Annotated in this window: 11 protein-coding genes; 7 read left to right on the forward strand and 4 right to left on the reverse strand. The window is 64.9% G+C overall.

Going from position 1 to position 14,273, the window contains the following annotated elements; all coding sequences use genetic code 11:
* Positions 1-37: 37 nt before the first annotated feature.
* From prfB to LDZ21_RS04925, 4 genes are all read right to left on the reverse strand, one after another.
* Positions 38-1,142 (reverse strand): peptide chain release factor 2 gene (gene prfB, locus LDZ21_RS04910; RefSeq protein WP_174447175.1). Its coding sequence is split into 2 segments (ribosomal slippage): positions 38-1,069 and positions 1,071-1,142, totalling 1,104 coding nucleotides; the frame shifts between segments, so codons are not numbered across the junction.
* A gap of 194 nt (positions 1,143-1,336) precedes the next feature.
* The gene (locus tag LDZ21_RS04915; protein WP_244794450.1) at positions 1,337-2,215 is read right to left on the reverse strand and encodes a DUF5672 family protein; all 879 of its coding nucleotides are present in this window, start codon (positions 2,213-2,215) and stop codon (positions 1,337-1,339) included.
* A gap of 157 nt (positions 2,216-2,372) precedes the next feature.
* On the reverse strand, positions 2,373-4,073 hold the full coding sequence (gene recJ / locus LDZ21_RS04920) for a single-stranded-DNA-specific exonuclease RecJ (RefSeq protein ID WP_244794451.1): 1,701 nt from the start codon (positions 4,071-4,073) through the stop codon (positions 2,373-2,375).
* A 13-nt stretch (positions 4,074-4,086) separates the two neighbouring features.
* On the reverse strand, positions 4,087-5,193 hold the full coding sequence (locus tag LDZ21_RS04925) for a regulator (RefSeq protein ID WP_244794452.1): 1,107 nt from the start codon (positions 5,191-5,193) through the stop codon (positions 4,087-4,089).
* A 247-nt stretch (positions 5,194-5,440) separates the two neighbouring features.
* Between LDZ21_RS04925 and LDZ21_RS04930 the strand changes: the two genes are divergently transcribed.
* From LDZ21_RS04930 to kdsA, 7 genes are all read left to right on the forward strand, one after another.
* Positions 5,441-6,694, forward strand: a complete 1,254-nt coding sequence (locus LDZ21_RS04930; protein ID WP_244794453.1) for a lipoprotein-releasing ABC transporter permease subunit — start codon at positions 5,441-5,443, stop codon at positions 6,692-6,694.
* Positions 6,687-7,400, forward strand: coding sequence for a lipoprotein-releasing ABC transporter ATP-binding protein LolD (lolD, locus tag LDZ21_RS04935; RefSeq protein WP_035959448.1), 714 nt, complete (start codon positions 6,687-6,689; stop codon positions 7,398-7,400). Before LDZ21_RS04930 ends, lolD begins: the two co-directional genes overlap by 8 nt.
* Before the next feature lie 24 nt (positions 7,401-7,424).
* The gene (locus LDZ21_RS04940; protein WP_244794454.1) at positions 7,425-8,213 is read left to right on the forward strand and encodes a TatD family hydrolase; all 789 of its coding nucleotides are present in this window, start codon (positions 7,425-7,427) and stop codon (positions 8,211-8,213) included.
* 81 nt (positions 8,214-8,294) lie between these two features.
* Positions 8,295-10,607: a DNA internalization-related competence protein ComEC/Rec2 gene (locus tag LDZ21_RS04945; RefSeq protein WP_404980532.1), complete on the forward strand. Its 2,313-nt coding sequence runs from the start codon at positions 8,295-8,297 to the stop codon at positions 10,605-10,607.
* Positions 10,608-10,618: 11 nt separating this feature from the next.
* Positions 10,619-11,431: an alpha/beta fold hydrolase gene (locus tag LDZ21_RS04950; RefSeq protein WP_244794456.1), complete on the forward strand. Its 813-nt coding sequence runs from the start codon at positions 10,619-10,621 to the stop codon at positions 11,429-11,431.
* Positions 11,432-11,565: 134 nt separating this feature from the next.
* Positions 11,566-13,263: a CTP synthase gene (locus LDZ21_RS04955; protein ID WP_244794457.1), complete on the forward strand. Its 1,698-nt coding sequence runs from the start codon at positions 11,566-11,568 to the stop codon at positions 13,261-13,263.
* Positions 13,260-14,114: a 3-deoxy-8-phosphooctulonate synthase gene (gene kdsA / locus LDZ21_RS04960; RefSeq protein WP_244794458.1), complete on the forward strand. Its 855-nt coding sequence runs from the start codon at positions 13,260-13,262 to the stop codon at positions 14,112-14,114. The genes LDZ21_RS04955 and kdsA overlap by 4 nt, the downstream gene beginning before the upstream one ends.
* The last annotated feature ends 159 nt before the right edge of the window (positions 14,115-14,273 follow it).

The following is a 14,273-nucleotide window of genomic DNA, read 5'->3' on the forward strand; positions in this document are numbered from 1 at the left end:
AAACGCGGATACCGAAGCCGATACCCGCGCTGGCGGTTTAGACGCCCTGTTTCAGGCTTGCGCTGATGAAGTCGTCGAGGTCGCCGTCGAGCACGGCGCGCGTGTTGCTCATTTCCACGCTGGTGCGCAGATCCTTCACGCGGCTCTGGTCGAGCACGTAGGAGCGGATCTGATGGCCCCAGCCCACGTCGGTCTTGCTCGATTCGAGCTTGTCCTGTTCGGCCTGGCGCTTGCGCATCTCGAATTCGTAGAGACGCGCCTTCAGCATCTGCATGGCTTCCGCGCGGTTGCGGTGCTGCGAGCGGTCGTTCTGGCACTGCACGACGATGCCCGTCGGCGCGTGCGTGAGTCGCACGGCGGAGTCCGTCTTGTTGATGTGCTGGCCGCCCGCGCCCGATGCGCGATACGTGTCCGTGCGGATATCGGCGGGATTGATTTCGATCTCGATCGAATCGTCGATTTCCGGATACACGAACACCGACGAAAACGACGTATGCCGGCCGCCCGACGAATCGAACGGCGACTTGCGCACGAGGCGGTGAATGCCGGTTTCGGTGCGCAGATAGCCGTACGCGTATTCGCCTTCGACCTTGATCGTCGCGCTCTTGATGCCGGCGACATCGCCTTCGGATTCTTCGAGCACTTCGGTCTTGAAGCCCTTGCGCTCACAGTAGCGCAGGTACTGGCGCAGCAGCATGGACGCCCAGTCGCACGCTTCGGTGCCGCCCGCGCCAGCCTGAATGTCGATGAAGCAGTTGTTCGGATCGGCCGGGTTCGAGAACATCCGGCGGAACTCCATGTCCTCGACGCGCGCCTTGAGCGCTTCCGCGTCGGCTTCGCAGGCGACGAGCGTGTCTTCGTCGCTTTCGTCGCGCGCCATGTCGAAGAGATCCTGCGCGTCGCGAAGATCGTTGCCGAGCGCGGTGAGCGTCGTCACCACGCCGTCAAGCAGCTTCTTCTCACGGCCGAGCGCCTGGGCGTTCTTCGAATCGTTCCAGACGTTGGGGTCTTCGAGTTCCTTGTTGACTTCGATCAGACGCGCGGACTTGGCGTCGTAGTCAAAGATACCCCCGTAGCTCGTCCGCGCGGCGGCGCAGGTCGGCCAGGAGGCTTTCGATCGCGTTGAGACGTTCTGCTTCCATTGTCGATCTTCGGCTTCGTAAAAAGGTGCAATTATAGCCGATTGACACCGTTATTCGCGTCCGCCAGCCCGCGTCCGCACCGGTTGCGCCGCCACCGAAAATGGGGGGAGAAGCGTTTGCCAGCGTGGCGGCTGACGCTGCGCGATCTCTCCGCCGTCCCGTGGCGCGACATCAGTGGGTGAGCGCGTCAGGCGCTAATCGCGATTCGACACGGCCTGTCTCTCGATGTACAGCGCTTCGGCCCGTGCCACCTGCTCGGCAGCTTCGGCCGCCGTGGTGCCATTGTTCGCAAGAACATGCTCGATGATTGCCGTACTGAACACTTTCCGGATCCGGTCGTAGATCTGGTTAGCCGCGGAGGTGCGGCCCCCTGCGGAGCAACGAGCCCAGAAGCCAATGAACTCGCTCGTGGAGACCGTGCGCTCATGCGCGTGTTCGGTCACGAACAAGATGTCGTCTTCGGGAAGCCGATGCATGTTGAACAGCCCGTGGAAGCCGAAGGTCGGGCCGGGTGTCGGGGCTATCTCGACGGAAAAACGGTCGGCCACGTCCTCAGGTGCGAAGCGGATGCCATAGTTCGTCTCCAAGGCGGGGCGAAATGCGCGGCAGATCAGTTCATCTTCGCCGGTCGTCGCGTCGGGCGTAAATGCGCTGTCGCTCGACAACGCATTCAGAAGCCGTTTCGAGCGGAGCGAGAAGCCGCCGTTTCCGACGGCCATGCCGTCGGAGTAAGAGGGCCAGCGCGCGCCGATATAGTCGTAAGCCAGGAATTCGTCTGTCCAGGCGGACGGACGGACTACATAACCGTCCCACTGAACGAGCAGCACCCAGGGCGTTGTGATGTACTGGCCGAGTTCTTTAAGAATGAACTGACTGTATTCCTGCTTGCTGCGAATAGGGGCAATGAGAGCGACTCGCGCATCGCACTCGATGTGCTGGTCTGTCAGCAGAAGTGTTTCGCCAAAGAGGCAGTGTCTTCTGGAATTCTGCAGCGCTCTTATTGTGAGGACTGGATTGATGCAATCAACGGCGCACAGCGTGACCTGACTTAAATCGACTTTCTCGTTACTCATGATCCGCGACTGTTCTTGTTTCGTACTTCTAATAAACATGAGCCGGTGCATGCATAACGCAGCCGCCTCATACCTTCAAAAAAGCCCGAAACGCGGGTTCGGGTCGCGGCATTATATCGGCTGGCAAACGCATCCCACGGCTTGCCGCCACGCCAAATTATGTCGCATGCTCCACGATCAACTGCACGCGCGCCACACCGTTCCACGAATCGCTGACGAGCCGGTACGCAACCGTCGCACGCGGCGGCAACGGATCGACGTGATTGAACCAGATCGCGTTAAAGCGCTGCCGTCCGCGCGTGAGTGACAGCTTCAGATGCTTCTCCTTGACGAGCGCCTGCGATGCGACGTCGAACTCTCCCGAGAAAGTCGGCGCCGGAAATCCCTGACCCCAGACGGCGGCATCGAGCATTTCGACGAATTGCGGCGTGAAGTACGCGTCTTCCAGTTCGCCGTCCGTCTCGATGGTCCGCGCGAGCGCTTCGGCCGTCAGCCATTCGCGCCCGACCGCTTCGAACGCGTCCGTGAAGCGCGCGATATCGGCGGTGGCGAGCGTGAGGCCCGCCGCCATCGCGTGGCCGCCGAACTTGTGGATGAGGCCGGGCTCGCGCTTGCTGATCAGATCGACGGCATCGCGCAGATGGAAGCCCGGAATCGAGCGGCCGGAGCCTTTAGACAGCGTGCCGGCGTCGTCGGCGTGCGCGAACGTGAACGACGGCCGGTGAAAGCGCTCCTTCAGCCGTCCCGCGACGATGCCGATCACGCCCTGATGCCAGCCCGGATCGAATAGCGTGAGCGTCGCGCGCTCGCCCGGCTCGAAACTTTGCAGTTCCGCGAGTGCCTGCTGCTGCATGCCGGCTTCGATTTCGCGCCGCTCGCGGTTCATCGAATCGAGTTGCTGCGCGAGCTCCCATGCGCGGCCGATGTCGTCGGTCGTCAAGCATTCGATGCCGAGCGACATGTCCGACAGCCGGCCCGCCGCGTTCAGCCGCGGCCCCAGCGCAAAGCCGAGATCGAAGCCCGATGCGGCGCGCGCATCGCGGGCTGCCGCGCGGAAAAGCGCCGCGATGCCCGGCTGCATGCGGCCTGCGCGAATCCGCTTGAGGCCCTGCGCGACGAGGATGCGGTTATTCGAATCGAGCTTCACGACGTCCGCGACCGTGCCGAGCGCGACGAGATCGAGCAGGCCGTCCAGACGCGGCTCGGGCGCGTTTTCGTAGGCGCCGCGCCGGCGCAATTCGGCCCTCAGCGCGAGCAGCACGTAAAACATCACGCCCACGCCCGCAATGCATTTGCTCGGGAAGCCGCAGCCCGGCTGATTCGGATTGACGATCGCGCGCGCGGCGGGCAATTCGTCGCCGGGAAGGTGATGATCGGTCACGAGCACGTCGATGCCGAGCGCGTTCGCCACCGCGACGCCTTCCACGCTGGCGATGCCGTTATCGACGGTAATCAGCAGATCGGGCGGGCCGAGCGGCGAGCGCCCGGCGAGATCGACGATCTCGGGCGTCAGTCCGTAGCCGTATTCGAAGCGGTTCGGCACCAGATAGTCGACGGTCGCGCCGAACATCCGCAAGCCGCGCACGGCGACGGCGCAGGCGGTCGCGCCGTCGCAGTCGTAATCGGCGACGACGAGCATGCGCTTGCCCGCGGCGAGCGCATCGGCGAGCACGACGGCGGCATCGTCGCAACCCTTGAGGCCGACGGGCGCGTGGAGGCGCTTGAACTCTGTCTCGATCTCATCCGGCGACGTCACGCCGCGCGCCGCGTAGAGCCGCGCGATCACGGGATGCAGGCCGTGGCGCATCAGCGCTTCGGCGTCGGCGGGGGAGGAAGCGCGCGTGATGATTCGCGTCATTCAGCTAGGGCCTTCATTCGATGAAAAGCGCCGCAATCGGCCTGCGACGCCAGAACTTGCGCAAGTCCGAACGCGTGATGGAAAGCGTCACCGAGCCGGTATCGCCGCAAAGCGTGATGCCGAGGCGCTTCAGCGAACCGTTCGACAGCGCGTCGACCGCGGGTGCGAACCAGTCCTTCTCGAGCGACTGAAGCGACGCATTCCAGCGAGCCCAATCCTGTTCGATGAACGGCGCGGAAAACGGATCGAGTTCGACGAGCGTCGCGCCTTCCGCGTTCGTATGCTTGGCGTTTGCCAGCGCAGCGAAGCTCTCCGGCGGCGTGTGCGGTTCGATGCCCGCTGCGAGCGCAAGCCCGCGCGTCGCGGCGGCATCCGACAACACGCGCGCGAACGGACTCTGGACGGGACGCATCGCGCCTTGCGCGTGCAGCCAGATCGAATTGATCGCGGGCAATCCGTGCGATTCACGCTCCACGTTCAGCGGATGCTCGAACCACGCCATCTGCACTTCGTTCTGCAGCTTCATCCACGCGCGCGAGCGTTCGCCCGTGCGGGCTTCGTGCGGCAGCCATATTTCGATGTTGCGTCCGGTCGCGCGCAACGGCGATGCACCCGCGAGCGCGCCGAGCGCCTCGCCCGATACATACCAGCGCAGCGGCGTCGGCGCTTGAAAAGCGATGCCCAGCTCTTCGATGACGGGCCGTGCCGTCTGAAGCAACGCGCGCGCTTCTTCGGTGCGCACGCCGAGCGTGGCGGGATCGATCAGGACGAGATGATCGTGCGCGATCCGGACATGAACCGGCTCGATGCAGGCCCACAGCGCATCGCCGGGCGTGCCGCCATCGGCGAGGAGCATGAACGGGGCGAGCGGGGCGTCGTCGGCGTGGCGCTGACCGGCGCTCGGCGTGACCACGCCGAAGCGTTGCGCAATCCAGCGTTCGTGCGGCAGCGTGCGCTGGAAATCCTCTCCGATCACGCGTTCTTCGAGCGTGGCGCGGGCGAGCAGCTTGTCGAGCGCCGCGCTCTCCAGTCCGTGCAACGCGGTGGCGGCGTCCGCCGCCGAGGGCAGCGCGAACGGCAGCAGAAGGTGAAGGTCGGGAACGGGCATGATGGTCGGCATTGTAGGGCATGCGCCGATGCCCCGCGCATCGGCGGGAGCGTCTGATGACCGGTCGAAATACCCGCCGACAGGCCGTTTCGCACACCGCCGAATGGCCGATGCCAGCGCCCGCTTGTTACGGCGCTCGCGCCACCTATGGCAAACTTTCGCAAATTTCGCTGCGCAGACCTCGCGTTGCATCGACGCGGGCCAGCCGGGCAAAGCGGGACGCAAGACCAACGCAGCAACAGCAGACACAAGGATTCGCTTGAAACTTCCGTACGAATGGCAGATTGGCTGGCGCTACACGCGCGCCAGCAAACGCACCACAGGCAACGGCTTCATCTCCTTCATCGCACTGGTGTCGATGGCGGGCATCGCGCTCGGCGTCGCCGCGCTGATCGTCGTGTTGTCGGTCATGAACGGCTTCCAGAAAGAAGTGCGCGACCGCATGCTCTCGGTGCTCGCCCACGTCGAGATCTTTTCGCCGACCGGCTCGATGCCTAACTGGCAACTCACCGCGCAGGAAGCGCGCCGCAATCCCGAAGTGACCGGCGCCGCGCCCTACGTCGAAGCGCAGGCGCTTCTGACGCGCCAGGGCGCGGTGAGCGGCGTCGCGCTGCGAGGCGTGGAGCCGTCGCTGGAGCCGCAAGTGTCGGACATCGGCAAGGAGATGCGCGCGGGCAAGCTCGCGGATCTTGTGCCGGGCGAATTCGGCATCGTGCTCGGCCGCGATCTGGCGACGAACCTCGGCGTGATGACCGGCGACAAGATCACGCTCGTCGCGCCCGAAGGCACCATCACGCCCGCCGGCATGATGCCGCGGCTCAAGCAGTTCACGGTCGTCGGCATCTTCGAGTCGGGGCACTACGAGTACGACTCGACGCTCGCGCTGATCGCCATCCGCGATGCCCAGGCGCTCTTTCGCCTGCCCGCGCCGACCGGCGTGCGCCTGCGCCTGAAGGACATGCAGCGCGCGCCCGAAGTCGCGCGGCAACTGTCGCATACGCTGTCCGGCGATCTGTATATCCGCGACTGGACGCAGCAGAACAAGACATGGTTCTCCGCCGTGCAGATCGAGAAGCGCATGATGTTCATCATTCTGACGCTGATCATTGCGGTGGCGGCGTTCAATCTCGTTTCGTCGCTCGTGATGACCGTCACCGACAAGCAGGCCGATATCGCGATCCTGCGCACGCTCGGCGCACAGCCGGGTTCCATCATGAAGATATTCGTCGTGCAGGGCGTGACAATCGGGTTCATCGGCACGGCGCTCGGCGTGTCGCTCGGCTGTCTGATCGCGTGGAGCATCCCGTGGCTCGTGCCGATGATCGAGCATCTGATCGGCGTGCAGTTCCTGCCGCCTTCGGTCTATTTCATCAGCGAACTGCCGTCCGAACTCGTGCCGGCCGATGTCGCGAAGATCGGCGTGATCGCGTTCCTGTTGTCGTCGCTGGCCACGCTCTATCCGAGCTGGCGCGGTGCGAAGGTGCGTCCGGCGGAGGCGCTGCGTTATGAGTGACATGATTCCAGACAACAATATCGTGCTGCGCGCGTCGGCGATTTCGAAGACCTTCGTGCAGGGCGGCTTCAACGTGCAGGTGCTCGACAACGCGCAACTCGATGTGCGGCGCGGTGAGAAACTCGCAATCGTCGGCGCGTCCGGCTCGGGCAAAAGCACGCTGCTGCATGTGCTCGGCGGGCTCGACGAACCGAGCGCGGGCAAGGTGTCCCTGCTCGGCAAGCCGTTCACCGAACTCAAGGAAAAGGAGCGCAACGACCTGCGCAATCGCGCGCTCGGCTTCGTCTATCAGTTCCATCACTTGCTGCCGGAATTCACCGCGCTGGATAACGTCGCGATGCCGCTGCGCATCCGCCGCATGCCCGAGGAGGCCGCGCGCCAGGAAGCGATGGGGATGCTCGAGCGCGTGGGCATCGGGCATCGCGCGAAGCATCGGCCAGGCGAGCTGTCGGGCGGCGAGCGGCAGCGGGTGGCCATTGCGCGTGCGCTCGTCACGCGTCCGGCGTGCGTGCTGGCCGACGAACCGACCGGCAATCTCGATGGCGGCACGGCCGATACCGTCTTCAACCTGATGCTCGAGCTGTCGCAGACGCTGGAAACGAGCTTCGTGATCGTCACGCACGATGCCGACCTCGCCGCGCGTTGCGACCGCATCATGCGGCTGCGCGACGGCGTGTTGCACGAAGAGCCGTCCGTGCCGGTCTGAACGGCTTAAATCGCGGAGAGCGCCATGTGGATCGATACGCACTGCCATCTCGATGCCTCGGAGTTCGACGCGGACCGCGATGACGTCGCGCGCGCGGCGCTCGATGCCAGTGTGAAGCGGATCGTGATTCCGGGCGTCGAACGCGCGAACTTCGGCACGGTGCGCAAGCTCGCGCATCGCATTGAGGGCGGGGCGTATGCGCTCGGCATTCATCCGCTGTTCACGCCGCGCGCCACCGACGACGATCTGCGCGTGCTGCGCGAGCAGATTGCGGCGAGCCTGGACGATCCGCTGTTCGTCGGCATCGGCGAGATCGGGCTGGATTATTTCGTCCCGACGCTCGACGATGCCCGCCAGCAGTTCTTCTACGACGCGCAACTGAAACTGGCGCGCGAGTTCGGGTTGCCGGTGATCTGCCACGTGCGCAAGTCTCAGGACAAGGTGCTGAAGGGCTTGCGCGTCAATCAGATTCACTGCGGCATTGCGCACGCATTCAACGGCAGCTTTCAGCAGGCCGATGCGTTCATCGCGCAAGGCATGCGGCTCGGCTTCGGCGGCAATCTGACGTTCGAGCGTGCGCGGCAGATTCGCCGGCTCGCCGCCGAACTTCCGCTCGACGCGATCGTGCTGGAAACCGATGCGCCCGATATCGCGCCGGCATGGCGCTACAAGGGCCGCAATACGCCAGATCAGGTCGCGGGCATCGCGAAGGTGCTGGCGGAGTTGCGCGGCATCGACGAACACGCGCTTTCCCTAGGCACAAGGGCTAACGCGCACGCGGCGCTGCCCCGGCTGGCGCTCGCTTCTTCATAATCGTTCGCAGGTTCATTTGATTCGGATGACTGATGTTGTCCGGGTGGAATGCGTTCGCGTCGACGACGGAAGAGGAAGCGTGTGCGTGCGATGTTGCTGGGTTTTGCGTTGGGCGTCTGGTGGCTGCAGCAGCAGGCGCATCTGCCGGGCTTGATGATCTGTTCTGTTGCTTTCTGCATCGCGCTGGGCGTGGGTTGGATCGCGCGGCGACGGTTCGGGATCGGCGTGTTCGTGCTCGCGGCGGCCGTCGCGGGCTTCGCGTATGCGGCTGTGCGCGCCGAGATTCGTTTGCGGCCGCATCTGCCGGTCGAGTACGAACAGCGCGATATCGAACTGACCGGCTTCGTGCGCGGTTTGCCCGAACCGCAGGCGCAAGGCACGCGGTTTCTGTTCGAAGTCGAAGCGAACGGTGCGAAGCTGCGCGACTTCCCGAGGATCGTGAGGCTGCTTTGGGACCGATGGCGCGACCATATCCGCCATCGCATCGAGACGGTGCTCGGCGATGCGCCGCATCGCGGCATCATCGTCGCGCTTGCGGTGGGCGCGCAAGAATCCGTCAGCGACGACGACTGGGCCATCATGCGCGCAACCGGCACGAGTCATCTCGTGGCGATCTCGGGGCTGCATATCGGCTTCGTCGCGGGACTGGCGGCACTGGCTTGCGGCTTCGTCTGGAGGCGCATCACGGTGCGTGGCGTGGACGGGCCGCTCATGATTGCGACGCCGAAAGTCGCGGCGCTCGGCGCGGCGGCCTTCGCGGCGATGTATGCGGCGCTCGCCGGGTTCAACGTGCCGGCGCAGCGCACATTGTGGATGCTGACGGTATTCGCCGTCGCCTTCGTGTTTGGACGAAGGCCGGCATCGTCGCTCGTGCTCGCGTGGGCGCTCGCGATCGTGCTGCTGGCCGATCCGTGGGCGGTCACATCGCCGGGATTCTGGCTGTCGTTTTGCGCGGTGGCTGCGATCCTGCACGCGATTGCATCGGCTGGACGGCGGGCCAAGAAAGCGCCAGCCGATAACGACGACTGGTTAGCCGGGATGGAAGCGCGCGATCCGGTGCTGCCCGATGAACTCCCAGCGGCGAGCAATAGAGACGCGAAGGCGGCTGCATCGAAGTCGACGAGTCTCGCGCGCCGAATGACAGCGGTATCGCGCCGTGCCGCTTGGAAGCTGCGCGCGCACATCGGATCGAGCGCCCGCGTTCAATATGCCGTGACGCTCGCACTTGCGCCGCTGACCGCGTACTGGTTCTCACAGATCCCGCTCACCGGGCCGCTCGCCAACGCCTTCGCGATTCCGTGGATCAGCTTCGTCGTCACGCCCGCGACGCTCGCCGGTCTCGTGCTGCCCGCGCCCGTCGATGCACCTGCATTCCACATCGCGCATGCCGCGCTCTCCGTTCTCTGCGACGCCCTAACGCGTCTCGCCGATGCGGGCGCGGCATGGTCCCTCTGGCGTCTGCCGCAGCCGCAACCGTTCGCGCTCGCCGCCGCGCTGGCGGGCGCCGCGTGGGCGCTCGCCCCGCGCGGCTGGCCGTTGCGCTTCGCCGCGCCGCTGACCTGGCTGCCGCTCGTCGCTCCTGCGCCGCACCCGATCCCGCATGACGCGTTTCGCATCACGGCGCTCGATATCGGCCAAGGCTCGGCGCTCGTCGTCGAGACGGCGAAACACGCACTGCTGTTCGACGCCGGTCCCGGCCCGGAATCGACGCATGCGGGCGAGCGTATCGTCGCGCCGTATCTGCTGGCGACCGGCATGCGTGCGCTCGATGCGCTCGTCATCAGCCATTCGGATTCCGATCACGCCGGCGGCGCGCCCGCCGTGCTGCAAACGGTCGGCGTGCGTCAACTGCTCGCATCGCTTCCGGCCGGCGACGCGCTGTGGTCGAACGCCCGCAAGCGCGGCAGCGACACGCTGCGATGCGCGGCGGGACAGCACTGGACGTGGGACGGCGTCGATTTCCGCATCCTCTGGCCGGACCCCGGCCCGCTGACGGGCAAGCCGAACCATCAGGCCTGCGTGCTGAAGGTCACGAACGCGGCGGGGCGCAGCGCGCTCCTAACCGCCGACATCGAGGCCGACGTCGAGCGCACGCTCATCGCCCGCGACCGGTCCGCGTTGCGCGCCGATGTCCTGATCGTTCCGCATCACGGCAGCCGCACGTCGTCGACCGAGCCTTTCCTCGATTCCGTCGAGCCGCTCGCCGCGGTATTTCAGGTAGGCTATCGCAACCGTTTTCATCATCCGAACCCGACGGTGTATGCGCGCTACCGGATGCGCGGCATCGCGCTGTCGCGCAGCGACGAAGACGGCGCGGCACGCATCGACGCCGGGCCGGACATCGTGCTCGAACGCTTCCGGCAAACGCATGCGCGCTACTGGATGGACCACTGACAAGGAAGCGCTTGAAGGACATCATCCATTTCTCGCACGCGAACGGCTTTCCGGCGTCGACGTATCGCACGGTATTCGCCGAACTCGCCGACGATTACGAGATTCGCAGCATCGAACGATACGGCCACGATCCGCGCTTTCCGGTCACGCGCGACTGGCCGAATCTCGTCGATGAACTCATCGACGACATGAGCCGCCATCGGGAGGACGCGGGCGGCGCGTATCCGAAAGTGTGGCTGGTCGGGCATTCGCTCGGCGGCTATCTGTCGCTGATGGCGGCATTGAGGCGGCCGCAGTGGGTAAAGGGCGTGGTCATGCTGGACTCGCCGGTCATCGCGGGCTGGCGCAGCGGTCTCTTGCGCGTCATGCAACGCACGGGGCTCGATGAACGCCTGTCTCCCGCCGCCGCGACGCGCAAACGCCGCACGCGCTGGGCGAGCCGCGACGATGCCTGGCGCCATTTCCGCGCGAAACCCGCGTTCGCGCGCTGGGACGAGCGGATGCTGTCGGATTACATCGAGTTCGGCATCCCGGCGCACGCCGACGGCACCCGCACGCTTGCGTTCGACCGGCACATCGAATATCTGATCTATCGCACGTTGCCGCATACGCTTGGCGCGCGGCTCGCACACGGCGCGCCGGTGCCGGTCGGGTTCATCGCGGGCACGCAATCGACGGAGGTGCGGCAGGTCGGACTCGCGATGACGCGGCGCATCGCGGCTGCGCATTTCGAGTGGATGGAAGGCAGCCATCTCTTTCCGATGGAACGGCCCATCCAGACGGCGCGCGCGGTACGGCGGCTCCTCACCGCAATGGTGCGATAGAGGCGTCGTAAGAACGAAACGGCCGCGATAAATGGCGTCAAAAGCAGGGCGCGCAAGGCGGATTTCGGCGGCGCGCGCGTTGGGTCGCGCGCGGCCTTTACGGTATAATCCGTTTTTCCCGCGAGCATCTAGCGATGACCAAATATGTATTCGTCACCGGCGGCGTAGTTTCTTCCCTCGGCAAGGGTATTGCCGCCGCCTCCCTCGCCGCGATCCTCGAATCGCGCGGTCTGAAAGTCACTCTCCTCAAGCTCGATCCCTACATCAACGTCGACCCCGGCACGATGTCCCCGTTTCAACACGGTGAGGTATTCGTCACGGAAGACGGCGCGGAGACCGACCTCGACCTCGGCCATTACGAGCGCTTCATCAGCACGAAGATGCGCAAGGCCAATAACTTCACCACGGGCCAGATCTACGAATCGGTGATCCGCAAGGAACGCCGCGGCGAGTATCTCGGCAAGACGGTGCAGGTCATCCCGCACATCACCAATGAGATTCAGGCGTTCGTCGAGCGCGGCGCGGCTGCGGCCACGTGCGGTCAGCCGGATGTCGCGATCGTCGAAATCGGCGGCACGGTGGGCGATATCGAATCGCTGCCGTTCCTCGAAGCCGCGCGTCAGATGAGCCTGCGCATGGGTCGCAACAGCGCGTGCTTCGTGCACCTGACGCTCGTGCCGTTCATCGCCACGGCGGGCGAACTCAAGACCAAGCCGACGCAGCATAGCGTGCAAAAGCTGCGCGAAATCGGTATCTATCCGAACGTGCTGCTGTGCCGCGCGGATCGCCCGATTCCGGACGACGAGCGCCAGAAGATTTCGCTGTTTTCGAACGTGCAGGAAGACGCGGTCATTTCCGTGTGGGACGCGGACAGCATCTACAAGATTCCGAAGATGCTCAACGACCAGCATCTCGACGACATCGTCTGCGAGGAACTGAAGCTCTCGCCGCCGCCGGCCGACCTGAAGATGTGGTCGGACCTCGTCGAGAAGCTCGAGAATCCGAAGAACGAAGTGACCATCGGCATGGTCGGCAAGTATGTCGAACTGACCGAGTCGTACAAGTCGCTGATCGAGGCGCTGCGCCACGCGGCCATCCATACGTCGACGAAGGTCAACATCGAATATCTCGATTCCGAGCAGATCGAAGCCGAAGGCACGGGCGCGCTGGAACACCTCGACGCCGTGCTGGTGCCGGGCGGGTTCGGCCGTCGCGGCACGGAAGGCAAGATCAAGGCCATCCGCTATGCGCGCGAATCGAAGACGCCGTATCTCGGCATCTGCCTCGGCATGCAGCTCGCGGTCATCGAGTTCGCCCGCGACGTCGCCGGCCTCGCCGATGCGAACAGCACCGAGTTCGATTCGAACACCACGAACCCGGTCGTCGCGCTCATCACCGAGTGGTACGACCGTGCGGGCCGCGTCGAAAAGCGCAGCGAAGAATCGGACCTCGGCGGCACCATGCGCCTCGGTTCGCAGAAGTGCCCGATCAAGCCCGGCACGATGGCCGAGCGCATCTACGGCACGGACGTGAACGAGCGTCATCGTCACCGTTATGAAGTGAATAACCGTTTCGTGCCGCAACTCGAAGCGGGCGGGCTTATCATCAGCGCGCGCACGCCGAGCGAAGATTTGCCGGAAATGATGGAGTTGCCGCACTCGCTGCATCCGTGGTTCGTCGGCGTTCAGTTTCACCCGGAGTTCACCTCGACGCCTCGGGATGGACATCCGCTCTTCAAGGCGTTCGTCGAAGCAGCGCGCACGCACGCGCTCTCAGCGGGCGGCGCAGAGGGTGGCGCGCGCGTCGCCGCAACGGCAGGAGCGCAGGCATGAAGCTGTGTCATTTCGAAGCGGGGCTCGACCAGCCGTTCTTTCTGATCGCAGGCACGTGCGTCGTCGAATCGGAGCAAATGACGATCGACGTCGCGGGCCGGCTGAAGGAAATCACCGGCAAGCTCGGCATTCCGTTCATCTACAAGTCGTCCTTCGACAAGGCGAACCGCAGTTCGGGCAAGTCGTATCGCGGTCCGGGCATGGATGAAGGCTTGCGTATCCTCGGCGAAGTGAAGAAGCAGCTCGGCGTGCCCGTTCTCACGGACGTGCACACCGAAGACGAGATCGAAGCGGTGGCATCGGTGGTGGACGTGCTGCAAACGCCCGCGTTCCTGTGCCGCCAGACCGACTTCATCCACGCGTGCGCGCGTTCGGGCAAGCCGGTCAACATCAAGAAGGGCCAGTTTCTCGCGCCGCACGACATGAAGAACGTTATCGACAAGGCGCGCGACGCGGCACGCGAAGCGGGTCTCTCCGATGACCGCTTCATGGCGTGCGAGCGCGGCGTGTCGTTTGGTTATAACAACCTCGTGTCCGACATGCGCTCGCTCGCGATCATGCGCGAAACTAATGCGCCCGTCGTGTTCGACGCGACGCATTCCGTGCAGTTGCCGGGCGGGCAGGGCACGAGTTCCGGCGGCCAGCGCGAGTTCGTGCCGGTGCTGGCGCGTGCGGCGGTGGCCACGGGCGTCGCGGGGCTCTTCATGGAGACGCATCCGGACCCCGCGTGCGCGAAGTCGGACGGTCCGAACGCGGTGCCGCTGCATCGCATGGAAGCGCTGCTCGAGACGCTCGTCGCCCTCGATCGCGCGGTCAAGAGCGGCCCGTTTCTGGAAAACGACTTCAACTGATACACGGTTGAGCACAGTCGAGCGGGCGCCTCGCGGTCGGCGTCCGCTTCACAAGCACAAGAATGGTCGCGTGAAAGCAGGCGCGAACCACGCAGCCGTCAGAAGGTCTGAGCGAAGCCAGTGCAGCAACGAGTCATCGCTTCATCGTGACCGACCGAA

This window comes from Caballeronia grimmiae, assembly GCF_022879615.1.
GTDB lineage: Bacteria > Pseudomonadota > Gammaproteobacteria > Burkholderiales > Burkholderiaceae > Caballeronia > Caballeronia grimmiae.

Excerpts from the sequence above, each read along its gene's own strand:
- recJ (WP_244794451.1), bottom strand. The coding sequence starts at position 4,073 with ATGACGCGAATCATCACGCGCGCTTCCTCCCCCGCCGACGCCGAAGCG.
- LDZ21_RS04955 (WP_244794457.1), top strand. The coding sequence starts at position 11,566 with ATGACCAAATATGTATTCGTCACCGGCGGCGTAGTTTCTTCCCTCGGC.
- LDZ21_RS04915 (WP_244794450.1), bottom strand. The coding sequence starts at position 2,215 with ATGAGTAACGAGAAAGTCGATTTAAGTCAGGTCACGCTGTGCGCCGTT.
- LDZ21_RS04925 (WP_244794452.1), bottom strand. The coding sequence starts at position 5,193 with ATGCCGACCATCATGCCCGTTCCCGACCTTCACCTTCTGCTGCCGTTC.
- LDZ21_RS04940 (WP_244794454.1), top strand. The coding sequence starts at position 7,425 with ATGTGGATCGATACGCACTGCCATCTCGATGCCTCGGAGTTCGACGCG.
- lolD (WP_035959448.1), top strand. The coding sequence starts at position 6,687 with ATGAGTGACATGATTCCAGACAACAATATCGTGCTGCGCGCGTCGGCG.
- kdsA (WP_244794458.1), top strand. The coding sequence starts at position 13,260 with ATGAAGCTGTGTCATTTCGAAGCGGGGCTCGACCAGCCGTTCTTTCTG.